22 protein-coding genes and 1 tRNA gene are annotated in these 21,279 nt (G+C 70.3%); 11 read left to right on the top strand and 12 right to left on the bottom strand.

Features of this window, described 5'->3' with window-relative positions; genetic code table 11:
• Nucleotides 1–3 precede the first annotated feature (3 nt).
• Entirely contained in the window at nt 4–957 is a 954-nt protein-coding gene (locus BO39_RS15575; protein WP_043834932.1) for a methyltransferase, read from the bottom strand.
• A gap of 105 nt (nt 958–1,062) precedes the next feature.
• On the bottom strand, nt 1,063–1,326 hold the full coding sequence (locus BO39_RS15570; protein ID WP_043834930.1) for a hypothetical protein: 264 nt from the start codon (nt 1,324–1,326) through the stop codon (nt 1,063–1,065).
• Nucleotides 1,327–1,536: 210 nt separating this feature from the next.
• On the opposite strand from BO39_RS15570, the gene BO39_RS15565 reads away from it, so the two are divergent.
• From BO39_RS15565 to BO39_RS15555, 3 genes are all read left to right on the top strand, one after another.
• Entirely contained in the window at nt 1,537–1,935 is a 399-nt protein-coding gene (locus tag BO39_RS15565; protein WP_420493641.1) for a (R)-mandelonitrile lyase, read from the top strand.
• A 186-nt stretch (nt 1,936–2,121) separates the two neighbouring features.
• A complete protein-coding gene (locus BO39_RS15560; RefSeq protein ID WP_043834926.1) occupies nt 2,122–2,427 on the top strand; it encodes a hypothetical protein in 306 nt (101 codons plus the stop codon).
• A 508-nt stretch (nt 2,428–2,935) separates the two neighbouring features.
• Nucleotides 2,936–4,009, top strand: a complete 1,074-nt coding sequence (locus BO39_RS15555) for an amidohydrolase family protein (RefSeq protein ID WP_052402152.1) — start codon at nt 2,936–2,938, stop codon at nt 4,007–4,009.
• A gap of 14 nt (nt 4,010–4,023) precedes the next feature.
• Here the strand turns inward: BO39_RS15555 and BO39_RS15550 are convergent, their stop codons facing one another.
• The 3 genes from BO39_RS15550 to BO39_RS15540 all read right to left on the bottom strand — a co-directional run bounded on the left by BO39_RS15550 (nt 4,024) and on the right by BO39_RS15540 (nt 6,215).
• Nucleotides 4,024–4,278 carry a hypothetical protein gene (locus BO39_RS15550; RefSeq protein WP_043834924.1) on the bottom strand — a complete coding sequence of 85 codons (255 nt, stop codon included), beginning with the start codon at nt 4,276–4,278 and terminating at the stop codon, nt 4,024–4,026.
• Between the two features lie 14 nt (nt 4,279–4,292).
• Nucleotides 4,293–5,264 (bottom strand): DNA/RNA non-specific endonuclease, encoded by a 972-nt coding sequence (locus BO39_RS15545; protein ID WP_084698143.1) that lies wholly within the window; start codon nt 5,262–5,264, stop codon nt 4,293–4,295.
• Between the two features lie 291 nt (nt 5,265–5,555).
• Nucleotides 5,556–6,215: a hypothetical protein gene (locus BO39_RS15540; RefSeq protein WP_052402151.1), complete on the bottom strand. Its 660-nt coding sequence runs from the start codon at nt 6,213–6,215 to the stop codon at nt 5,556–5,558.
• Between the two features lie 228 nt (nt 6,216–6,443).
• Between BO39_RS15540 and BO39_RS15535 the strand changes: the two genes are divergently transcribed.
• From BO39_RS15535 to BO39_RS15515, 5 genes are all read left to right on the top strand, one after another.
• Nucleotides 6,444–8,705 carry a TonB-dependent siderophore receptor gene (locus BO39_RS15535; RefSeq protein ID WP_245615186.1) on the top strand — a complete coding sequence of 754 codons (2,262 nt, stop codon included), beginning with the start codon at nt 6,444–6,446 and terminating at the stop codon, nt 8,703–8,705.
• Nucleotide 8,706: 1 nt separating this feature from the next.
• Nucleotides 8,707–9,051: a DUF3649 domain-containing protein gene (locus BO39_RS15530; protein WP_245615184.1), complete on the top strand. Its 345-nt coding sequence runs from the start codon at nt 8,707–8,709 to the stop codon at nt 9,049–9,051.
• Complete coding sequence (locus BO39_RS15525; protein ID WP_043834918.1) at nt 9,048–10,625, top strand: PepSY-associated TM helix domain-containing protein; 1,578 nt, start codon at nt 9,048–9,050, stop codon at nt 10,623–10,625. Before BO39_RS15530 ends, BO39_RS15525 begins: the two co-directional genes overlap by 4 nt.
• Entirely contained in the window at nt 10,622–10,954 is a 333-nt protein-coding gene (locus tag BO39_RS15520) for a DUF3325 domain-containing protein (protein WP_043834916.1), read from the top strand. The genes BO39_RS15525 and BO39_RS15520 overlap by 4 nt, the downstream gene beginning before the upstream one ends.
• 311 nt (nt 10,955–11,265) lie before the next feature.
• The gene (locus tag BO39_RS15515; RefSeq protein ID WP_052402150.1) at nt 11,266–13,317 is read left to right on the top strand and encodes a PAS domain-containing protein; all 2,052 of its coding nucleotides are present in this window, start codon (nt 11,266–11,268) and stop codon (nt 13,315–13,317) included.
• A gap of 203 nt (nt 13,318–13,520) precedes the next feature.
• On the opposite strand, the gene BO39_RS15510 is transcribed toward BO39_RS15515, so the two are convergent.
• From BO39_RS15510 to BO39_RS15495, 5 genes are all read right to left on the bottom strand, one after another.
• The gene (locus tag BO39_RS15510) at nt 13,521–13,769 is read right to left on the bottom strand and encodes a hypothetical protein (protein WP_043834914.1); all 249 of its coding nucleotides are present in this window, start codon (nt 13,767–13,769) and stop codon (nt 13,521–13,523) included.
• Nucleotides 13,770–14,120: 351 nt separating this feature from the next.
• Nucleotides 14,121–14,900, bottom strand: coding sequence for a hypothetical protein (locus BO39_RS15505; protein ID WP_043834912.1), 780 nt, complete (start codon nt 14,898–14,900; stop codon nt 14,121–14,123).
• Nucleotides 14,901–15,134: 234 nt separating this feature from the next.
• Nucleotides 15,135–15,210: transfer RNA gene (locus BO39_RS15500), tRNA-Glu, on the bottom strand.
• A gap of 43 nt (nt 15,211–15,253) precedes the next feature.
• Nucleotides 15,254–15,445 carry a DUF2256 domain-containing protein gene (locus tag BO39_RS31125; RefSeq protein WP_084698142.1) on the bottom strand — a complete coding sequence of 64 codons (192 nt, stop codon included), beginning with the start codon at nt 15,443–15,445 and terminating at the stop codon, nt 15,254–15,256.
• Between the two features lie 4 nt (nt 15,446–15,449).
• Complete coding sequence (locus BO39_RS15495) at nt 15,450–15,755, bottom strand: DUF6476 family protein (protein ID WP_245615182.1); 306 nt, start codon at nt 15,753–15,755, stop codon at nt 15,450–15,452.
• On the opposite strand from BO39_RS15495, the gene BO39_RS15490 reads away from it, so the two are divergent.
• The gene (locus BO39_RS15490) at nt 15,742–16,740 is read left to right on the top strand and encodes an RluA family pseudouridine synthase (protein ID WP_043834910.1); all 999 of its coding nucleotides are present in this window, start codon (nt 15,742–15,744) and stop codon (nt 16,738–16,740) included. The two genes, BO39_RS15495 and BO39_RS15490, sit on opposite strands and share 14 nt — an antisense overlap.
• Nucleotides 16,741–17,050: 310 nt before the next feature.
• The gene (gene rpoH / locus BO39_RS15485; RefSeq protein WP_211257465.1) at nt 17,051–17,935 is read left to right on the top strand and encodes an RNA polymerase sigma factor RpoH; all 885 of its coding nucleotides are present in this window, start codon (nt 17,051–17,053) and stop codon (nt 17,933–17,935) included.
• A 50-nt stretch (nt 17,936–17,985) separates the two neighbouring features.
• Here rpoH and BO39_RS15480 read toward each other — a convergent pair whose 3' ends face one another.
• Entirely contained in the window at nt 17,986–19,149 is a 1,164-nt protein-coding gene (locus BO39_RS15480; protein WP_043834908.1) for an MFS transporter, read from the bottom strand.
• Nucleotides 19,150–19,309: 160 nt separating this feature from the next.
• Nucleotides 19,310–20,593, bottom strand: a complete 1,284-nt coding sequence (locus tag BO39_RS15475; RefSeq protein ID WP_043834905.1) for a Gfo/Idh/MocA family protein — start codon at nt 20,591–20,593, stop codon at nt 19,310–19,312.
• Between the two features lie 166 nt (nt 20,594–20,759).
• On the opposite strand from BO39_RS15475, the gene BO39_RS15470 reads away from it, so the two are divergent.
• A complete protein-coding gene (locus BO39_RS15470) occupies nt 20,760–21,272 on the top strand; it encodes a VOC family protein (RefSeq protein ID WP_052402149.1) in 513 nt (170 codons plus the stop codon).
• Nucleotides 21,273–21,279 lie beyond the last annotated feature (7 nt).

The raw sequence follows: 21,279 nt of genomic DNA, 5'->3' as shown, positions 1-21,279 counted from the left end.
GCGTTACCCCCTGTTGTTCACCGTGAGGACCACGGCGGCGATCCGATCGGCCTCGCGATACGCCTCGGCCTCCAGCTCCTCGCCGAAGACATCCGGGTCCATCTCGCGGTAGCTCCACTCAACCCCGCGCCCGGCAAGTCGCGCCGCCACGGCGGAACGGAAGGGGTCCGCCCCGTTCACGACAGCGGCACCGCTGTACAGAATAAGCGTTCCATCCGCTGAAAGGCGTTCCAGCGCCGCGTCGAGGATCGCAAGCGAAAGCCCGGCCCCGAGATCGCCCCCGCCGTGCCGGTAGGCGCGCCGCGCCGGATCGACGAGGTAGGGCGGGTTCGACACGATGAGGTCGAAGCGCCCTTCCACCCCCGTCAGCAGGTTGCTGTTCACTGCCCGCGCGTTCGTGGCGCCCGCCATGGCGGCGTTCACGCGCGCCAGGCGCAGCGCCGCATCGTTGATGTCGACCATCGCGACCTCGGCCCCGGGATGCGACCGCGCGACCACGATCCCGCCCGGGCCGGCGCCGCAGCCGATATCCACCGCCCGTCTCACCGGACCTGGCCGCCGGTCCAGCTCGGCCGCAATCGCATTCGCGAAGCGGTAGGTATCGGGGCCGAAGAACACCGCCTCTGCCCCCGTCGTCGGATAGGCGGAGTGCAGGAAGAGCATCCCGTCCAGCGATGACACGCGCACGAGGCTGCGGCAGAGGGAGCCCTCCCGCGCCAGCACCCCGCCCTCCTCCATCAGCTTGAGCAACTCGGGCGGGAGCAGCCCTGGCTCGAAGGGACGGCTCCAACCGAAGACATCCCGAAGGCTGCGCGCCTCCTCGTTCCCCGGCCGGCCATTCACCCGCGCATGGGTAAGGGGGGTGGCGGTGATGAAGTGGTAGTCGCGCTCCCTGAGCGCCTCGACCAGGCGCCGGAGCGCCACGTCCGATGAAGGAAGGGGGGTGGAATCGGACATGCGGGCATTACGCAGGCCGCCCCAAACGGTTGCGGCCGCCGGAACGAGGCAGCCGCCCTCTCGCCCGCGCGCCGGACGCTGCGGGCTATGCCTCGCGCTGTTCCGTCACTTCGGCATGCAGGAGAAGTCGGCCACCGCCGTGCCCGAGTTCCAGATCGAGGACATCTGCCCCTCGCCCAGCCGCAGCTCGGCGCGCTCCCCCCGCTCGGCGCAGAAGGACCGCGCCCTGGCCGCCACGGCTCCCTGCCCCCGCGGCTGGGAGACCCGCGTCGCCTGGGTCGCGCGGTACTGGTTCGGCCCGAGGGTCGTCACCTCCGGCGAGGAGCAGCCGGCCAGAAGGACCGCCACAAACAGGATCTCGCGCCGCATTCCAGCCCTCCCGTTCCCACGAACGCCGAGGGCCCGCCCGCGAATCCCTCGGGAGGATCATAGACCGGCCATCACCGCCCAGGAACGGGGCCGGAACTGGGTCGCCCCTGCCCGGCTTCACGGGCTTATGCGCGCCCTGCCCAGTGACCAAGGCCGGTCGTGAGGGCCATCTGCTCGACGGTCGAACCCAGGAGAGAGCCGTTGGAGATCATGCGCGCGGGGTCCCGCCCCTCGGCGAAGGGACCTGGGGACTGGTTCACCGGCACCGTCCGGGTGGATCCGCTCTTCGATGCGCCGGATCCGGCACGGGCCGCCGCCGCCCATGTCACCTTCGAGCCAGGCGCACGCACGGCCTGGCACACGCACCCCCTTGGGCAGATGCTGTTCGTGACCTCCGGCCTCGGCCGCGTGCAGCGGGAGGGCGGCCCGGTCGAGGAGATCCGGCCGGGTGACGTCGTCTGGTTCCCGCCGGGTGAGAAGCACTGGCACGGCGCCGGCCCGACCACGGCCATGAGCCATATCGCCGTTCAGGAGAAGCTGAACGGCTCCCCCGTGACCTGGATGGAGAAGGTCTCGGACGCGGACTACCTGACGCAACCCGCCCCGTGAGCAACGCGCGGCACCGTCCGCAGACCTGAGGACGACGCCCTTCCGGGCTCGAGGACCGGTGAGCCGCCCCCGGCGAGTGGCCTCGGCTGAGGGGCACTCCTCGTGAGCTACAGCGCCAGAAACCCACATTTACGAGTTCCGAACTTTTTGAAGGATTGGAACCCTCAAGCGGGGACGGCCTCGCGAATGGTAGCGAAACTCGGGCAGCTCCACAGCACCCGGCCAAGCGCGACACCGGCTGCAACCACCCCACCGTCCCGCCGTGCCCCAACCCTCCGTCACCGCCTCCTGGTCTTCGCCTTCGCAGCCGCCCTGCCGCTCCTGCTCCTCGCGAGCGGCGCGGTGTGGCGACAGAATCGCGCCGAACGGCTGCGCGCAGAGGAAGTGCTGGTCGCACGAGCCCATGCCGTGACGCTGCTGCTCGATCGCGAGTTCGCCGTGGCGGAACAGATCCTCCGCAGCCGACCGCCGCCCTTCGCCATCGCGGAGTAGGGACCGGACCGCTGCCTTTGGTACTCCTGCCGCGGGCTTCGCTGGCATCCCGCTCGATGCTCCTTCGAGCCAAGGGGCCTCTCGAAACGACCGAGACGCCGCTCCTGGCCCTGCGCCACCGCTTCGGCCAAGCGCCGCACGGGCGGGGATGCGCCAGTGAGGATGAGCGAAGGTGGCGGGCGTGGCCGTAAGGGGAGTGTCCCCAGGAGGACCAGCTTGCCGGGCCCGCCTCCGGACCCGCCCGCCTCGTGCCCCAGGAACGACTCGGCACGTCACCGGGTTGCCGGACCCGCTCGCCTCGGCCTTGAGCCCTGCCTTCAACTCGTGATGTCCAGGGACAGGGTAAGAGAGCCGGCGTCTCTGCTCCCGCCGCCAAGGCCCGTTGCCCTTCCAGGCTGGTCCCGCTCTCTGCCAGCCCCCTCGACGCCGCTTGCTTCGTTGCCTGGCCCGTGCACAGGCTTCCGCATCATCCATGCAGGAATGCATGGCGGGCGGGAGGGCAGGATCGATGACCAATATCCGACGCCGCGGGCTGCTCGGTGCCGCGGGCGCCGTCTTCGTCGGCTGTTCCTGCGGGGCAAATTCCGTCCTGGCGGCGGACGCACCCGCAGAGCCGCGCCGCGTCTCGCTGGGCGGCCGTCGCGTGCAGGTCTGCGACGTTCACGCCCATTGCGCCTTTCCCTCGGTGGGCGAAGTGGTGCGCGGCACACCCTTCGACCGGCCGATCGCGCCGCCCTCTCTCGTCGTCGCGCCGGACCGGATCGCGGCGATGGACGCGCGCGGCATCGACGTCGCGCTGCTCTCGGTGAACATCTACTGGTGGTACGACGCCGAGCGGGAGCTCGCGGCGCGCGTCGTGCGGCTGCACGACGAAGGACTGGCCGAGCTCTGCCGCGCCTATCCCGGCCGCTTCCTCGCGGCCTCCTCCCCGGCGGTGCAGTTCCCCGAACTGGCGGCGGAGCAGCTTGAATACGCGGTGCGCCATCTCGGCGCCCGCGCCGCCTCGGTGGGCGGCCATGTCAAGGGAGAGATCCTCTCCGGCCCACGCTTTGACCCCTTCTGGGCCAAGGTCGTCGAGCTCGGTGTGCCGGTCTTCATGCATCCCGACAACGCGCAGAACCTCGTGCCGCCCGCCCGCTGGGCTGGCCGGGGAGACCTTGCCAATGTCATCGGCAACCCGCTCGAGACCACCATGTTCCTGAGCCGGATGATCTTCGACGGCACCCTCGACCGCTTTCCGGACCTCCGGATCATCGCGGCGCACGGCGCCGGGTACCTGCCCTCCTATCTCGGCCGCGTCGAGGTCGCCTGCGACGTCCGCCCCGGCGCCAACTGCCTCAACCGCCGCCGCCCGGCGGATTACCTGCGGACGCAGATCATGGCGGATTCAATGGTCTTTTCGGAGGAGGGCATTCGCCACCTCGTCGCCGAGATGGGACCCAGCCAGATCGTCTTCGGCTCGGACATGCCCTATGTCTGGCCCGACACCATCGACAACATTCTCCGCACGCCGGGCCTGGGCGACGAGGAGAAGCTTGCGATCCTCAACGGCAACTTCCGCCGCGTGATCAGGATGGACTGAGAGAAGCCCATCCCTCAGCCGAAGGGATTCCGCACGGTGTCGTTGCCCTCGCCCGTCACGACCCGCTGCGGAAGCCTCTCGCCTTCGCCCTCCAAGACCGCGATCGCGGCCTCCAGAAGGGATTGCAGCTTGCGCGCGCTCTCGAGCCCGGCACGGTCGCGGGTGAGGTCCAGGCTGCCGTAGAGAGACACCCGGTCCAACCGGTTCTCCACCGTCATCCCGTCCAGGCGCATCGTCGCTGCCTCGTCGGCATAGGGGATGAACTTCACGGTCCTGTCCTCCTCTACCGACGCCCGAGCACCCGGACGAGGGCGATCACCATCAGCACCGCGAAGGCGCCCGCCAGGATCAGCCCCGGCCGTTCCTCGATCCAGGAGGACGGCTCCGGCGCGGGCTGCGGCGATGGCTCGGCCCTCTGCCTCGGAGGGGGCGCCCCGCGGTCGTTGCTCGCCGCGTCCGGCTGGTTGTCGCAGCTGCCCCGGACATTGCTCGGGCGCGGCTCCGGAAGGGGTTGGGCGCGCGCCTTCATCGCCGCGGGAAGCGCGGGAAAGGCGTCGAGACCGGCGATCCGCTGCAGCTCGTCGAGCGACACGGCCCGCCACGCCAGGCCCGGCTCGTTCGGCGCCAGGTAAGCCCCAGCCACTCCCCGGCTCGGCACGTAGATGGCCTTGTAGAGGGAGGTCGGCACCAGCACCCGTCCGTTCAGCCGCCGCAGGTTCTGGCCCTCGAAGATGGGACCGGTGAGCACCCAGACCTCGCCTTCCTCCATGGCCAGCTCGCGCACGGTGCTCTCCACGCCTTCCCACAGGCAGCGGTTCGAGCCGGGGCTCTGCGGCACCATGTTGGCGAGCGAGAAGCTCTCGGCCTGAGCGGAGGCAGTCGGCATGTCGCCGGAGGGTGCCATGTGGCCGCGGTCAAAGCCGGAGCGGGCGTAATCCGACAGCCGTGCCCTCTCGTCCTCCGGCAGTTCTTCCTCGGCATGGAAGGCGTCGTCGCGCTGCTGCTGCCGTGCCCGCTGGATGCGCCGGCGCGTCAGGTGCTCGGCCGAAGCCAGGGCGGTGCGGGAGACGCCGCTATGCAGCACGGCATAGCCCTCGAAGCACAGCTCGCGCACCCTGGCCGCCAGGGCCGGGCGGGTGATGTCGGGGGCGACACCGCCGGGATAGTGCCGCGGACAATCCGTCGGCGCGGCCTCCGCAGCCGTCATCAGCCCGAACAGGCAGAGAGCGATGAGCAGGGCGCGGGTCGGCAACATGCGGCCCACGATTATGGCCCCTGGTGGGAAAGCAACACGACAACTCTCTTTCAGGCGTCGCAAACGATCTGCGTGGAGAGGGCGGATGCCTCGCTGAACGTCAGCGCGGGCTGCACCGTCCTCCCGCCGGCTACTCCCTCTCGCCGCGAGCGCGCGCCGACAGCGCCCGTCTAAAGCAAAATGCGGCGAAGGGGAGATGCCAAATCGGGATGCTGATCACGCGCGAAACCGCCGCCCGACGGCGCGGCGTCCGGCAGCCGGCCGCGCCGTGACGACCTCAACGTGTATCGGTCATTGCCGCGCGGTCCAGGGGATGCCGTCCTGCACCGTGAAGGACAGCGTCGAGACGTAGCTCGTGCGGTCATAGGCAGCCGCTTCCTGGCCACCCGCGGTGGGATCGACGTGCTGCACCTCGGCAACGTAACGGCCGGCCCAGGGGGTCGGCAGGGTGACGTGCCCCTCGGCATCCGTCCCAAGTTCCTTGCTCCAGCCCGGCGGCCCGATCAGCACCACCTTCGTGCGCCGAAGCGGCTCCCCCCGGAACAGCAGGGTGAAGGCGTCGCCGTCCGACCGGACCGGCACCAGCTCGAGGTCGAGCACGGCGCGCGTGTCGGTCCGCCCTTCGCGCGCGAGGTAGACCGAGCGTGTCCGCCCGCCTCGCGCGCGGTCACTCCAGGGCGCAAGCTGGCCGGTGGCGCGGGTGTCACCGCCCGGCAACGGCCCGAAGGCGACGTGATCGGCCTCGCGCGAGGGGGACGCGGCGCTTCCCACCAGCTGGGGCGCCACGATCGCATCGAGGTGCCCGCCCCTGCGCTCGCGCAGGTTCTCGGCGTACTCGCCGAAGAAGAGCCGCACGGTGTGCTCCCCGCGCTCGAGCCAGACCATGTGGGCGGCCGCGGGCTGGACAAGGCTGCCGGCGATCAGGAGGGCGCCGAGGAGGGATCGGTTCATAGGCATGGTCCTTTGCGAAGGGGCCGCGGGCCGCGGCCAGGATGACGGTGCCCGGGCGACGAGCGTCGCGGCGGATCGCCACGGCGCGTCGCAAGGGGCTCGTTCGTGAGATCGAGCATCAGCCACTCCCCCCTTGCCCGGGTTACACCCTGGTTATATGAGAACGATTCTCATTCACAGAGTAGGTTGGGGTAGCGGCGTATGCAAGATCGGGTTGCGGAAGAGCGTGTGCGCTACTGGCGCCTCCTCGTGCTCGGCGCGATGGCCTCGGCCATCCTGCCGCCGCAAGCCCTGGCGCAGGACGGACGGTCACCCGGCGCCGGCGACCTGGCGGGCGCCTCAACAGTCCAGGTTCCGGAAGTGAATGTTCAGGCCGGGCTCGAGCGCGGCTACAGCCCTGTCGAGGGCTTCGTGGCGGGCGTCAGCGGCACGGGCACCAAGACCGACACGCCGCTGATCGAGACCCCGCAGTCGATCTCGGTCATCACGGCCGACGAGATCGAGGCGCGCGAGGCGCGCACCGTGACGCAGGCCCTTCGCTACTCCGCGGGTGCCATCACCGACACGCGCGGGTCCACCGCCGTGCGGCTGGACGCGCTGACGATCCGAGGCTACTCCCCCGCCGCCTACCTGGACGGCCTGCGGACGGCGGGTGGCCGCGACGCCAACCCGAGCACCGACTTCTACCGCATCGAGCGGCTGGAGGTGCTGCGCGGCCCGGCTTCGGTGCTCTACGGCAGCTCGCCGCCGGGCGGGCTGTTCAACATCGTCACCAAGCGGCCGGCCGAGCAGCGGATCCGCGAGGTGCTGCTCGAGGCCGGCACGCGCGACCGCTACCGCGCGGCCTTCGACCTGAACGGGCGGCTCGACGAGAACGGCCAGTGGCTCGGCCGCGTGATCGGTTCCTATTCCGAAGGCGACGGCGAGTTGGACCGCACGCGGGAGCGCCGCTACTACATCTCGCCCTCGCTCACCTGGCGCCCCGACGCCGACACCACCATCACGCTGCAGGGCCATTACCAGCGTGATCCGGAATCCGGCTCCTACGGCAGCGTGCCGGCCTATGGCTCCGTTCTTCCCAATCCGAACGGCCGCATTCGCCAGCGCTTCTACGATGGCGATCCCAACCTCGAAAGATCAAACCGCGAGCACTACTACATCGGCTACCAGGCCGAGCACCGCGCGACGGACTGGCTGACCCTGCGGCAGAACTTCCGCTACCTGCACACCAAGGGCGAGTACCGCAGCGTCTACAACGCGGGCGTCACGCCTGATTACCGGCAGATGGTGCGCTCGGTCTTCGGCACGGACACGGACATCGACGTGTTCACGATCGACAACCAGGCCCAGGCGCGATTCCGCACGGGCCCGCTTGAACACCTCGCGCTCGGCGGGCTCGACTACTACCGGGTGCTGAGCGACGTCTACCAGGGTTCGGCGCTCTCCACGACGGCGCTCGGGCAACGGCTGTCGCGCCAGGACCTGTTCAACCCGAACTACGACAACCAGAGCACCTTCTTCCCGCCCTTCAACAGCTACACCAGCCAGCGCCAAAACCAGCTCGGCGTCTACTTGCAGGATCAGGTGAAGTTCGACCGGTTGACGCTCCTGTTCGGCGGGCGGCTGGACTGGTCCGACACCTCCACCGAGAACAGCAACCTGACCACGCAGACGGTCTCCTCCCGCTCGCGCTCCACCGCCCACGCCTTCACCGGGCGCGCGGGCGCGGTGTACCGCTTTGACAACGGGATCGCCCCCTATGCCAGCTACAGCGAGAGCTTCGAGCCGCAGGCGGGCGTGGACCGGCTGGGCAGCCCCTTCGAGCCGACGACAGGGCGGCAGTACGAGGTGGGCCTGCGCTACCAGCCGCCGGGCGCCAACCTGCTACTGAGCGTGGCGGCCTTCGACCTGCGGCGCCAGAACGTCCTGTCGACCGATCCCGTGGCGCCCAGCTTCAGCGTGCAGCAGGGCGAGACCTCCTCCCGCGGGATCGAGTTCGAGGCGAAGGCAAGCCTGATGCAGGGGCTGAACCTGACGGCGGCCTACGCCTACCAGGACGTGGAGTTCAGCAAGACGCGGAACACCACCGTCGTCGATCTCGGCTTCTACCCGACGCGCACAGGCGGAACGGTGGCCCTGCAGGGCAAGACCCCCTGGGGCGTGCCGCGGTACTCCGCTTCCGCCTGGCTGGACTACACCTTCCAGGACGGCTCGCCGGCGGCCGGGCTCGGCGTGGCGGGCGGCGTGCGCTACCTCGGTTCCTCGTTCGGCGACGACGCGAACACCTTCAAGGTCGACGCCACGACGCTGTTCGACGCCTCGATCCGCTACGACCTGGGCCGGTTGGGCCAGAGCTTCCAGGGCGCGACGGCCTCGCTGAACATCACCAATGTGGCGGACACGCGCTACGTCAGCAGCTGCTTTGCCTACTCCACCTGCTGGTACGGCACGGGCCGCACGGTGCTGGGCACCGTGCGCTACCGCTTCTGAGATGGCGCGGATCGGCTCCTCCTTCCCGACCGTCGCGTCGCTCCGCGTCCGGCTTCCGCCGGGCACGGAACGGCGCCGGCTGGGAGGGCTGCTGCTGCGCTCCCTCGCCGGGATCGGCGGCGGCTACGCGCTGGCCGCGCTGGCGACGGTCGTGCTGTCGCTCTCCCTGCCGCTGGCACGGTCCGAGGCGGTGCTCGTCGCCACCATGGCGAGCTTCGCCGTTCACGCCGCGGCCATCATCTGGGCCTTCGCGGCGCGCAGCGCCCTGCGGGCCGTCGCCGGCCTGCTCATGGCGGCGGCGTTGCTCACCCTCATCCACCTCGTCATGCAAGGTCAGCTTCCATGAAGGACGGCTTTCGCCAGTCCATGGCGTGGCTCCACCGCTGGGCGGGCCTGCTGGTCGGCTGGGTGCTCTTCGCCGTGTTCCTCACGGGCACGGCGGCCTACCTGCGGCCGGAGATCTCCTACTGGATGCGGCCGGAGCTTGCGCTGTCCCGCCCGGGGCCCGCGGACGCGGAGGTTGCCGTGCAGGCCATGCAGGCCATGGCGCCGAACTCGCCCAGCTGGTTCATCAACCTCCCGGACGAACGGGACACGACGCTTCGCGTGTTCTGGCGCGAGCCCGGCCCGCGCGGCCGCGGCTTCCGCGAGGCGGTGCTGGACCCCGCCACGGGCCACCCGGTGGAAGCGCGCGAGACGCTGGGCGGGGAGTTCTTCTATCGCTTCCACTTCCAGCTGCACTATGTCGGCGTTCTGTGGGGCCGCTGGATCGTCAGCATCTGCGCGATGTTCATGCTGGTGGCGATCGTCAGCGGCATCATCACGCACCGGCGCATCTTCGCGGACTTCTTCACCTTCCGCCCCGGCAAAGGCCAGCGCTCCTGGCTGGACGGGCACAACATCTGCGCCGTGCTCGCGCTGCCCTATCACCTGATGATCACCTACACTGGACTGGTGCTCTTCATGCTGATGGTCATGCCCTGGGGAGTGGACCGGGCCTACCCCGGTGGGCGCGCCGCCTTCAACGCGGAGGCGTTCGGGAGCGCGCCGCCGCGTGCGCGGGCCGGAAGCGCCGCCTCCCTGACGCCGGTTCTCCCCCTCGTGCAGGAAGCGCAGCGGCGCTGGGGAGGCGGGCGCGTCGGGCGGGTGGTCGTGGCGAACCCAGGAGACGCGAACGCCACCATCCAGCTCGTGCGCGCGGACTCCGAACGCATCTCCTACAATCCGCAGAGCCTGACCTTCGACGGACCGACCGGCGCGCTGCTCCAGGACAGCGGCGAAGGCCTCCCCGCCGCCGAGGTGCGGGGATGGATGTACGGCCTGCACATCGGGCGCTTCGCCGGGCCGCTGCTGCGCGCGCTCTTCATCCTCTCCGGATTGGCGGGCACGGCGATGGTCGCCACGGGCTGCGTCCTCTGGGCCACGAAGACGCGGCAGCAGGCCGCCCGGCAGGGGCGGGTGGGCTTCGGCACGCGCTTGGTGGAGCACCTGAACGTGGCGGCCATCGCCGGCCTGCCGCTGGCAATGGCCGCCTTCTTCTGGGCCAACCGGCTGCTGCCCACGGGCATGCCGCAGCGGGCGGACTGGGAGGTGCACGTTTTCTTCGCCGCCTGGGTTCTCTGCCTGCTCCATCCCCTGTTCCGCCGCGGCCGCCAAGCATGGGTCGAGCAGTTCGCCGCCGGCGCCCTCGCCTTTGCGCTGCTTCCGCTACTGAACGCCCTCGTGACGCGGCGCCACCTTCTTACGACCCTGTCGGAAGGGGACCACGTGCGGGCCGCCTTCGACCTGGGGCTGCTCGGCTGCGCGCTCCTGCTGGGCGCCCTGGCGTGGAAGGTCGCGCGGCACAGGCCGACTCCGGCGTCCATCCGCGTGCCTGCCGCAATCCCAAGGCCGGGCCGATCGGCGGAGCCCGCCCGATGATCGGCCTCGGCGCCGCGCTCGCCTATGCTGGCTTCGTCGCGATGTGCCTCGCCATGGAGCGGCATCACGAACAGGTTTTCCGAACACGCGCCATTCCACCCCGACGGCGGCGCCTCCTTGCCGCCCTGGGATGGCTGCTCCTCGCGGCATCGGCGCTGGCGACGGTCGCGGCCAGCGGCTGGGGTCTTGGCTTGGTCCTCTGGGCGGGCGTCCTGACAGCCACGGCCATCCCGCTCTCCATCCTGCTCACCTACGCACCCCGTGTCGCCCTGGTGCTGGCCGCCGCGCCCCTGCCCGCTGGGCTGGCGTTGCTCCTGTCCGTCTCCTGAACGGCCGGCGCAGCGGCCTCGCGGTCACGCCGCGCCTGTCCTGGCCGGGGCGGACGAGAGCCCACCGGTTACTGGAGGAGCAACGGCCAGGGCGCGGACCGGCCTTGCCCCGGCTGGTCCGCACGGGCTCCGCCGTCTTGCGCTATGCTTCGCTGCCCTCACCTGCTCCCAAGGTACGCCGGAAGGTGTTACTGAGCGAAACGGATGCGCAGCGAGAGAGCGTTGGCTGACAAGGCAGGGCACATCGGCCCAATGGAACCCATCCGTGAGCGACAGGACCACAGCGCCACCGGGCGCCGCTCGGTCTGTCCGTGAGGCTTCCCCTTCCCGCCCCCCGCGCACAGGGACGAGCCGATCCAGGACCGAGCCTGGCCTTCCTCGCCGATGGCGGCGAAGCCGGCGCCCTGATGCGAGTCCATGACTGGTCCACCTCGCCGCTCGGCGACCCGGCCGCCTGGCCGCAATCGCTGCGATCAGTCATCGGCCTGCTGCTCGGCTCCAAGTTCCCGATGTTCGTCGCCTGGGGCGAGGAGCTGGGCTTCCTCTACAACGATGCCTATGCCGAGATCCTCGGCGCGAAGCACCCACGCGCCCTCGGCGCCCGTTTCCACGACATCTGGGCCGAGATCTGGCCCGACATCTCCCCGCTGATCGACGCGGCCATGGCCGGCGAGGCGACCTATCGCCAGGACCTGCCGCTCCTGATGAACCGCAAGGGCTTCGACGAGCAGACCTGGTTCACCTTCTCCTACTCCCCCGTGCGGGACGAGGGCGGTCGGGTCGCCGGCATGTTCTGCGCCGTGGCGGAGACGACTGCCCGTGTGCAGATGGAGAGGAAGCAGGCTTTCCTCGTGCGGCTCGGCGATGCCCTCCGGGGCCTCGAAGGCCCGCACGTGCTCCCGACAAGGGCGGCGGAACTGCTCGGGACGGAGCTCGGCGCGGATCGCGCGGGCTACGGCATCGTCGATGCGTCCGGCGAGGCGGTTTCGGTCGAGCGCGACTGGACGGGCGGCGACGTGCCCTCCCTCGCCGGGGAGGCCCGCCTCCTCGACGCCTTCGGTCCGGCCGTGATCGCCGAATTGCGTGCCGGGCGCGCGCTGGTGGTGGAGGACTGCCAGGTGGATCCTCGCACCGCCGACCCGGCCTATCTGCCGACATGGAGAGGCATCGAGACCCGCGCCCTCGTCGTCGCCCCTCTCGTCCGCTCCGGGCGACTGGCCGCCATCCTCTACGTGCACAGCCGTCACCCGCGCCGCTGGACGAGTGCCGAGGTGGAACTCGTGGAGGAGGCCGCCGGGCGCACCTGGGACGCGGTCCAGCGGGCCTGGGCACAGGCGGAACTGCGCGAGAGCGAGGGGCGGCTGCAACTGGCGCTCGACGCCTCCGGGATGGTCGGCCTCTACGACTGGCTCGTCCCCGAAGACCGCCTCTTCGCCGACGCGCGCTTCGCCCGGCTCTTCGGGGTGGAGCCGGAGCGGGCCGCGGCCGGCGCGCCGCTCGCGGACTTCACGCGCGTGATCCACCCGGAGGACGGCCCGCGGGTCGAGGCCGCGATGAACCGCACGGTGGCGACCGGAGAGCCCTACGAGGCGGAGTACCGCCTCGTCCAGGCCGATGGCGAGGTCCGGTGGGTCGCCGCGCGCGGCCGCTGCCTCTACGGCCCCGATGGGGCGCCAACCCGTTTCTCGGGAACCGTGGTGGACATCACGAAGCGCAAGCAGGCCGAGGAGCGGCAGGCGCTCCTGTCGCGCGAGGTGGACCACCGGGCCAAGAACGCCCTCTCGGTCGTGCAGGCGGCCCTGCGGCTGACGCGCGCGCCCGACCTGCCCGCCTATATCCGCGAGATCGAGGGACGAGTGGCCGCCCTGGCCCGCGCGCAGACCCTGCTGGCCGAGGAACAATGGGCCGGCGCGGACCTCCTGACACTCGTGCGCGGCGAGCTGGACGGGTTCCTCGCTCGCGACGGCGGGCGCTCGCAGGTCACGGCGGAAGGTCCCACCGTCGCGCTGCCGGCCGGGGCAGCCCAGCCTTTCGCGATGGCCATGCACGAACTGGCCACGAACGCCGTCAAGTACGGTGCGCTCTCGACACCAACGGGCCGCGTGGCGGTCAGCTGGAGGGTGGAGGGCAGCCGGCCCGGACGGCTGCGCCTGCGCTGGGCGGAGACCGGCGGGCCGCCGATCCAGCGGCCGCCGGAGCGGCGGGGCTTCGGGACGCGCGTGTTGGACGGCACGGTGCGGGCGCAGCTCGGTGGGACGCTGTCGCTCGGCTGGGAGCCTTCGGGGCTTGTCGGCGAGGTGGACGTGCCGCTCAGGCTGGAGCCGGCACCCGCTGACCGCTGGAATGAAAGCGGTGGCGGCTAAGCCCGGGCCCTGCGGCACAGCAGGGCATCGAGGAGACCGGAAGTTCAGCGCCACCCCGAGGAGCGAAAGCACCGCATAAGTCTCTGATCGTCCGTCTGAAGGCTGGCAAACCCCGAACCATCGCAGCGCCGTCACCTGCTCCGCTGGCGAGCACGAGTCGGTCCAGTCTCAACCGACTGGGCCGCTGACGAGCGGCACCAGGCTCACTCGGACCTTTTCCTCCGCGAAGCGGCGCCCGCACCATCGCCGTTCTCGGCATTGAACGCTCCCCCGACGACATGCCGAACCGTTTCATGCCGTCTTCTCAACAACGCGAAGCGGGCCTGCATCTCTTCGCATGACACCCCGGCCGACACGTTCAGCAGGCTCTGGTACTCGGCCGTCTCATCCGCGGTCAGGCCAAGCATGACCCGCTGCCCCTGAGCGTCCGTGATCCAGCCAGGATCGCTCATCTCCTCTCCTTCCTCAGCCGAAGGCCTTGCCATTGCACCATCCAGCCTCGTGATGCCGTTGCCTCACGTCACCCCGGGAGCCGCCCACCATTCGCCACGCAGGCCTCGATGAGCCGCTGCCGCTCATTTCTGCTCCGGGAGAGGGAGCCGGGTGGATGCTTCCGATCCACTTCCTGTCGGCACTGGGTCTCGGCGGTTGAGGGCGACGGTCGCTCCTGAGCCGACGCGCTGGCACATAGGATCGCGACGGCGAGCCAGGATGCATTGACGCTGCAAAGCCTCTTCATGCCACCTCCTCCTTGCGCAGTCGCACCCCTGATCTTCGGCATGAACTTTTCCCTGCCTGCTGTGTCAGAGGTCGACCTCGAGACTGAACAGGGCGCGGTACCTGGGAGAATCCCTGCCGATGCCAGCACCTCCCCCGAAGCCGGCCGTCGCCCGCTCGCTCAGCCGATGCCGAAAGCCAACTTCGACGATGTTGGCATCCCGCTGCCCGAATTCCTGCCGTTCGCGCACGTAGTCCACGATCAACGCCGTGTCTCGACCGAGAAGCTGGCTGTATCCCGCGACCACCCGGTACTGGTTGTGCCTCTCCTCGGCGGAGGGGGCAAAGCGCGTGATCCAGGCCGCATTCAGGTGCAGACGCTTGTTGCCCGCCGGGTCGATGGTCCGCGTCACAACCCCCGTCAGCTGCAGCTGGGTGGCCCTGTCCCCGGGCCCAATGGGCGTACTGGCGTCAATGCCCGCGGTGAAGGCGGGGAGCCAGAGTGTCTCCCGATTAAAGTTATACAGCGCCCCTGCGCTCACCTGGCCCTGATTGGCACGATCGCCCGAGCCAATGATGTAGGGGACGCTCACATTGAGGAGCAGGCCATCGGCGGGGCTGGCCTGGAACTGCGGGAAGATCTGCAGGTCGTCGTGGCCACGACGCCGGTCGAAGCGAAGGCCGGCCTGCAGCTCGCCCTGCTTCGGCTCGCCCGTGAAGGCGTCCTCCAGCGTCGTCGGGAGGAACACGTCGAGGTCATCGACGTCACCTGCCCGGGCCGTGCTCGCTGCGGCAAGAAATCCGAAGCCCAGCAAGAGAGAAAGGCGGCCGATGCTCCGGTGCCAACCGTTCTGACCAGTGCTCATCCGCTTCCTACTCTGCACGCTTCCGCAGCCGTATACCGGCGCCCTGCGCCGTCCCGCCGGTTGTTCTGGATACAACCCAGAACACCTGCGCCAGCCTGCGCTTTCCGCGCGGTAGGCGAGCATCGAGGCAATCGTCCAGCCTGCGATTGTCCGCACATGTTCACTGGGGAGTCTGGTGGTGATTGTTGGGTGCGGGAGTTGGACCGCGCATAAGCCGAACAATTCGACGCCGGCTGGCGTCCCCAAGGGGATTCGAACCCCTGTTACCGCCGTGAGAGGGCGGTGTCCTAGGCCTCTAGACGATGGGGACGTGGCCTGCGGGAGCGGCCTTCTATCCGCGATCCCCGGGGTGATCAACCCGGGTCCGGCATCTTCTGCGCTTTTTTTCCACCCCTTCCTCCGGCGAGCGGATGACGGCCCTCCCGGCAGGCCTCCGAGCAGAAGCGCACCGCTTCCCAGTCCCGCGCCCACTTCCGCCGCCAGGCGAATGGCCGCCCGCAGGCGGCGCAGTCCTTGACCGGCAGGTTCGGCTTGCGGTGCGCCACGCCCTCACTCCCCCAGGCGGACCTCGCCCACCGCCTGACCACTCCGCGTGTCCAGGATCACCACGCGGTCCCCGTCCGGCCGCTGCACCCAGACGGCCACTCGCCCCTCGCCACCGGGTGCGATTCCGCTAATCCGGCTCCCGGCGGGTTGGCCGAGAGTCAGCCCCGCCGGAAGCGGCGCCCCCGCCGGCACGGCCATGACCGCCGGCACGGCCTTGCTTGCACGCTGAATGACCAGCACAACCAGGGTGACGGTGCCGACGACGATCAGCACCCCCATACCCACGACGAGAACCTTGAGCGCGCGCACAGACCCCTCCACCGCACCGGCCGAGCCCCTCTCCTTCACCGCAACCGCTGAGCAGGCGGGCGAGCGGCTGGACCGGGCCTTCGCTGGCATGGGCGGTCTCTCGCGCTCCCGCGTCAAGGCGCTGGTGGAGGCCGGGCACGCCGCGCGCGACGGCACCCCCACCACCGACCCCTCCGAATCGCTCCGCTCCGGCGCCCGCTACACCCTCTCCGTCCCGCCGCCCGAGCCCGCGACGCCACTGCCCCAGGCCATGGACCTGACCATCCTCTACGAGGACCGCGACCTCATCGTGCTCGACAAGCCCGCGGGCCTCGTCGTCCACCCCGCGCCGGGCCACCAGGACGGCACGCTGGTCAACGCCATCCTCGCCCATGCCGGTGAGGACCTCTCGGGCATCGGCGGCGAGAAGCGGCCGGGCATTGTCCACCGCCTCGACAAGGAAACGAGCGGCGTCATGGTCGTGGCCAAGACCGAGGCCGCCCACCAGGCTCTCTCCACCGCTTTCGCCGAGCGCGACCTCGACCGCAGCTACCTTGCACTCGCCTGGGGCACCCCCTCCCCCGTCTCCGGCAGCGTGGAGGCCCCGGTTGGCCGCCACCCGGCGGACCGCAAGCGCATGGCGGTCGTTCCCCGCGGCAAGCACGCCCTGACCCATTACGCGACAGAGCGCGCCTGGGGCGCCGCCTGCTCCCTCCTCCGCTGCCGCCTGGCGACGGGGCGCACCCACCAGATCCGCGTCCACATGGCCCATATCGGCCATCCGCTGGTGGGGGACCCCGTCTACCTCCGCCGCACGCCGGGAAGCGCGAAGCTCCTGCCCCCGGCGGCGCGGGATGCCCTTCTTTCCTTCCCCCGGCAGGCGCTGCACGCCCAGTCCCTGGGCTTCAACCACCCCATCACGGGCCGGCCGCTATCCTTCTCGACGCCCATCCCTCCGGACATGGCTGCCCTGATTACGGCGCTGGACACGCCAGAAAGCCCATGAACAGGGCCTGAACATGGAGGCTGGATCCCGTGTAACCGTACCGTTTCAGTCGGGTTTTCCTTGCCTTTTTCGATGGCCCATATTACAAGCATGACAGCTTTCGCAGTGGGGCGCCTAGAAACCCCCCCTTCCGGAACGACCACCTTCTTCCCTCGCGAATGCGAAAACCTGGGGGATGGCGGGCGTTCTTGATGGGCTCAGGGCCCAGCGCGCGAAGGCATGGCTCGGATGTCCCGAGCCGCTGCTCAGCCGTTCGCGCGCCCGCCACTCCCGGGGGCAAGCCCGGCTGAATCAGGAGGCAGTTGCTTTTATGGCTTCCACTTCGATGATCCCGATTGCCCCCGAGGGCAACCTCTCCCGCTACCTGCAGGAAATCCGCAAGTTCCCGATGCTGGCGCCGGAGGAGGAGCTGAACCTCGCCAAGCGCTGGCGCGACAACCAGGACGAGAACGCCGCCCACAAGCTGGTCACCTCGCATCTTCGCCTCGTGGCGAAGATCGCCATGGGGTATCGCGGCTACGGCCTGCCCGTCGGCGAGCTCATCTCCGAGGGCAACGTCGGCATGATGCAGGCGGTGAAGCGCTTCGACCCCGACCGCGGCTTCCGCCTGGCCACCTACGCCATGTGGTGGATCCGTGCGGCCATCCAGGAATACATCCTGCACTCCTGGTCGCTGGTGAAGATGGGCACGACCGCGGCCCAGAAGAAGCTTTTCTTCAACCTGCGCCGCCTGAAGGGCCAGATGGCCGCGCTGGAGGAGGGCGACCTCAAGCCCGAGCAGGTCGAGAAGATTGCCCGCGTCCTCCAGGTGCCCGAGCAGGACGTCGTCTCGATGAACCGGCGCCTCGCCAGCCCGGACAACAGCCTCAACTCCCCCATCCGCGCGGACAGCGAGGGTGAGTGGCAGGACTGGCTGGTGGACGAGGGCGAGAGCCAGGAGAGCGAGCTGGCCGAGCGCGAGGACATGTCCAACCGCCGCGACCTGCTCAACGGGGCGCTGAGCACCCTGAACGATCGCGAGCGCCACATCCTCATCGAGCGCCGCCTGAAGGACGAGCCGACGACGCTCGAGGAGCTGTCCCAGCAGTACAACATCTCGCGCGAGCGGGTGCGGCAGATCGAGGTTCGCGCCTTCGAGAAGCTGCAGAAGAACATGAAGACCCAGATCGTCGAGCGCCGCCTCGCGGTGACCTGACGTCCTGGACAGCCTGAACGGGGGCGGCGGAGCGATCCGCCGCCCCTTTTCTATGCGTGCCCCCAGCCGCCGCGCAGCAGCAGCGCGATCCCGATGAGGCAGGCGATCCCCCCCGCCAGGAACACCGCCGGGAACCCGCCGACCAGCGCGATCAGCCCCCCGACCGGCCCGGCAAGCCCGATCGCCGCGTCGAAGAAGGCGGAGAAGCTGCCCACCGCCAGCCCGCGGCTGGCCGCGGGCACCCGCCGCACCGCCTCAACCCCCATGGCCGGGAAGATGAGCGACATGCCCGCCCCGCTCAGCGTCGCGCCCACCACCGCCATCACCGGCCCAGGCGCCGTCCAGAGCAGCGCCTGGCCCAGCGCCTCCACCCCCAGCGAGATCAGCGCGACCCGCCGCCCGCCGAGCCGGTCCGGCATCCCGCCAAAGAGCAGCCGCGTGGCCACCACGCCAACGCCGAAGCCCGTCAGCGTCAGCCCCGCCCCTTCCCAGCCGCGGCTGGCGAAGTGCAGCGCGACATAGCCGCTGAGCAGGGCCTGCGGCGCCGCGCTGAGGAAGAGCACCGTCCCCTCCCGCCAGATCAGCCCGAAGACCCCTAAGGCCGAGGTCCTCGCCCCGCGCGCGAGGGGCGCCACCGGCGACAGCGGCAGCACGAGCGCCAGTCCCAGCAGCGCCACCGCGATCATGGCCGCGGAGACGCCCGCGAAGCCGAAGCGGCCCATCAGCCACAGCCCGATCGGTGCCCCGATGCCCAGTGCCCCGAAGATCGCCATCCCCTGCCAGGTCATCACCAGCCCCGTGCGCGCGGCGCCGAGCCGGGTAATTCCCCAGGTCATCGCCCCAACCAGGATAAGGCTCTCCGCCGGCCCCATCAGCAGCCGCGCCACCACGAGCACAGCCAATGCCGGAACCGGGTCCGGCATCAGCGCCGAGAGAAGGGACAGCAGCCCCGACAGCCCGGCCAGCGGCAGGCCCAGCAGCACCGCCCGCCTGGAGCCCGCCCGGTCCGCCAGCCGCCCCGCCCATTGCCGCGTCAGGATCGTGCCGATCGACTGCAGCCCGATCACCAGCCCGGCGGTGAGAAGGCTGAATCCCAGCCCCTCGTTCACGTGCTGGGACAGCACCGGCAGCGGCAGCGCGATGGAGAGGAACCCCACCAGCACGATCAGCGGATAGGGCAGCAGCGCCCGGGCGGGAACGGCGGAAGGGGACATCAGGGGCGCCCGGCTCGGGCCACGGCGGCCCTGTCGTGCGTTGATGGCGCCAACGCCCGCACCAGGCCGAAGGGGCCGGGCACCCCCTTCTCCGCGCCCTCCGCTGCCCGGTCAACCGCGGCCGGCGGTCCCCGCCGGCGGGGCCGCCGCACCGCCCGCCTCACCCGCCCTGCGACGGGTCCGGCCCGCGCGTCGGCCCCGGCGGCCTCGGCATCTCGATCGGCCGCCCCTCCTGGGCGGAGCGGTAGATCGCTGCCATCAACTTCTGGTCCTGCAGCCCTTCCTCTCCGGGCGTGTGCGGCTGGCGGTCCATGCGGATGCATTCGGAGAAGTGGTCGATCTCCGTCGCGAACTGGTTCTTGTGCTCGATCGTCCGCTCCGTCCGTGCGGTCATGCTGCCCGCACGCTGCGACACGTACATCCGCTGCCCGACATAGGAGAAAGCATCGGGCATCTCGACCGTCCCGCGCTCGAAATGCAGCGTCATCGACTTGTCGTTGAACGCATCATACTGCGTCAGGCAGTTCGCGATCACGCCGGACGGGTAACGCAGCATGAACGACACGCTTTCCTCGATCTCCGACCAGCGGGGATCGCCGGGCGGCGAGTAGCTGCGCGCGAAGACATCCATCGGCTCCTCGCCCGTGAGATAGCGCGTGGCGTTGAGGCAGTAGAGCCCGATATCCGGCAGCGCGCCGCCGCCGGCCAGCCGGTGGTTGAAACGCCACTGCGCCACCTGCCCCTGGGACTGCGTGTTCACCGCCTGGATCGACCGCAACTTGCCCAGTTCCCCGCTGCGCACGATGCGGATCGCCTCGCGGTTATAGGGCTCGTACTGGCAGCGATAGGCGATCATCAGCTTCACCCGCGCGCGCTCGCAGGCCGCCACCATCTCCGCTGCTTCCTCGACGGTGGCCGCCATCGGCTTCTCGCAGAGAACGTGCTTGCCGATCGCCGCCGCCCGCACCGTGTATTCGCGGTGCATCGCGTTGGGCAGGCCGATATAGACGGCCTTCACCTCCGGGTTGTCCCGAAGCTTTTCCATCTCCTCGTAGGAATGGACGGCGCTCTCGGGGATGCCGTAACGCCGCGCCACCTCCCGCGCCTTCTCCGGGCTGCCGCTGACGAGCGCGACGGGCTTCGACTGCTTGGCTTCCCCGAAGGCCGGCAGCACCTCCTCCACGCTGATCCGCCCAAGGCCGATGATGGCGTAGCCGACACGCTCGGAGGGCGGCAGCGGGTTGGGCGTCGGCCCCGAGGGCGTGTCCGCCTCCCCCCGCCAGTTCGGGAAGGTGACGCGCCCTTCCGTTACCGCGCCCAGGTCCGTCGGCGTCGGCGTGGGATAGCCGGGCGCGCCGGCCGCCCCGAGAGCCAGGCCCGCCGCCGTCAGCCCCCCGGCCCGCAACAGGCCGCGCCGGCTCGCCCCATCGGTATCCTGGGCCATGTCGTTCTCCACAACGGAAAGGGGAGCCCGAAGAACGCCCGCTCCCCCACGCCGTTGCCGACCACCGCGCGCGGTGCCCGATACGCCCCGTCCATGCCGCCCATTCGGTCAGGCGATTGGACCGCCCGCGCCCGGCGCCCCAGATGAGAGGGTAAAGGAGCTGCCCATGCCCGATACCAACCCTGCCCCCCTCCGCCCGCGCGCCACGGCCCCCGCCGGCCTTTCCATCGGCCACACGCATCTCAAGGTCTCCGACCTCGACCGCGCCCTCGGCTTCTGGCGCGACGTGATCGGGCTGGAGGAGACCGCCCGCTACCCCGGCGCCGTCTTCCTCTCTGCCGGCGGCTACCACCACCACATCGCCCTCAACGTCTGGGAGAGCGCGGGCGGCCCGCCCCCGGCCCCGGGCACGACGGGCCTCTTCCACGTGGCGCTGCTCTATCCGGACCGCGCCTCCCTCGCCCGCGCGCTGCGCACCGTGCTCGCGTCCGGCCTCCGCCTCGACGGCGCCTCCGACCACGGCGTGTCCGAGGCCCTCTACCTCCACGACCCCGACGGGAACGGCGTGGAACTCTACCGCGACCGCCCGCGCGAGGAATGGCCGCGCAACCCCGATGGCTCCCTCCGCATGTTCACCCGCCGCCTGGACCTCGTGAACCTCCTCGCCGAGCCGGAGTAGGCGGCGG

Origin of the sequence: Roseomonas aerilata DSM 19363, from assembly GCF_000711725.1 — a bacterium.
GTDB lineage: Bacteria > Pseudomonadota > Alphaproteobacteria > Acetobacterales > Acetobacteraceae > Roseomonas > Roseomonas aerilata.
This window is presented reverse-complemented; position numbering and strand designations above follow the sequence as displayed.

Bases quoted from the DNA above. Each gene is read 5' to 3' on its own strand.
- BO39_RS15565 (WP_420493641.1), top strand. From the start codon at position 1,537: ATGCGCGCGGGGTCCCGCCCCTCGGCGAAGGGACCTGGGGACTGGTTC.
- BO39_RS15475 (WP_043834905.1), bottom strand. From the start codon at position 20,593: ATGGCCCAGGATACCGATGGGGCGAGCCGGCGCGGCCTGTTGCGGGCC.
- BO39_RS15555 (WP_052402152.1), top strand. From the start codon at position 2,936: ATGACCAATATCCGACGCCGCGGGCTGCTCGGTGCCGCGGGCGCCGTC.
- BO39_RS15520 (WP_043834916.1), top strand. From the start codon at position 10,622: ATGATCGGCCTCGGCGCCGCGCTCGCCTATGCTGGCTTCGTCGCGATG.
- rpoH (WP_211257465.1), top strand. From the start codon at position 17,051: ATGGCTTCCACTTCGATGATCCCGATTGCCCCCGAGGGCAACCTCTCC.
- BO39_RS15575 (WP_043834932.1), bottom strand. From the start codon at position 957: ATGTCCGATTCCACCCCCCTTCCTTCATCGGACGTGGCGCTCCGGCGC.
- BO39_RS15480 (WP_043834908.1), bottom strand. From the start codon at position 19,149: ATGTCCCCTTCCGCCGTTCCCGCCCGGGCGCTGCTGCCCTATCCGCTG.
- BO39_RS15570 (WP_043834930.1), bottom strand. From the start codon at position 1,326: ATGCGGCGCGAGATCCTGTTTGTGGCGGTCCTTCTGGCCGGCTGCTCC.
- BO39_RS15540 (WP_052402151.1), bottom strand. From the start codon at position 6,215: ATGAACCGATCCCTCCTCGGCGCCCTCCTGATCGCCGGCAGCCTTGTC.
- BO39_RS15530 (WP_245615184.1), top strand. From the start codon at position 8,707: ATGGCGCGGATCGGCTCCTCCTTCCCGACCGTCGCGTCGCTCCGCGTC.
- BO39_RS15470 (WP_052402149.1), top strand. From the start codon at position 20,760: ATGCCCGATACCAACCCTGCCCCCCTCCGCCCGCGCGCCACGGCCCCC.
- BO39_RS15545 (WP_084698143.1), bottom strand. From the start codon at position 5,264: ATGTTGCCGACCCGCGCCCTGCTCATCGCTCTCTGCCTGTTCGGGCTG.
- BO39_RS15525 (WP_043834918.1), top strand. From the start codon at position 9,048: ATGAAGGACGGCTTTCGCCAGTCCATGGCGTGGCTCCACCGCTGGGCG.
- BO39_RS15560 (WP_043834926.1), top strand. From the start codon at position 2,122: ATGGTAGCGAAACTCGGGCAGCTCCACAGCACCCGGCCAAGCGCGACA.
- BO39_RS15510 (WP_043834914.1), bottom strand. From the start codon at position 13,769: ATGAGCGATCCTGGCTGGATCACGGACGCTCAGGGGCAGCGGGTCATG.
- BO39_RS15505 (WP_043834912.1), bottom strand. From the start codon at position 14,900: ATGAGCACTGGTCAGAACGGTTGGCACCGGAGCATCGGCCGCCTTTCT.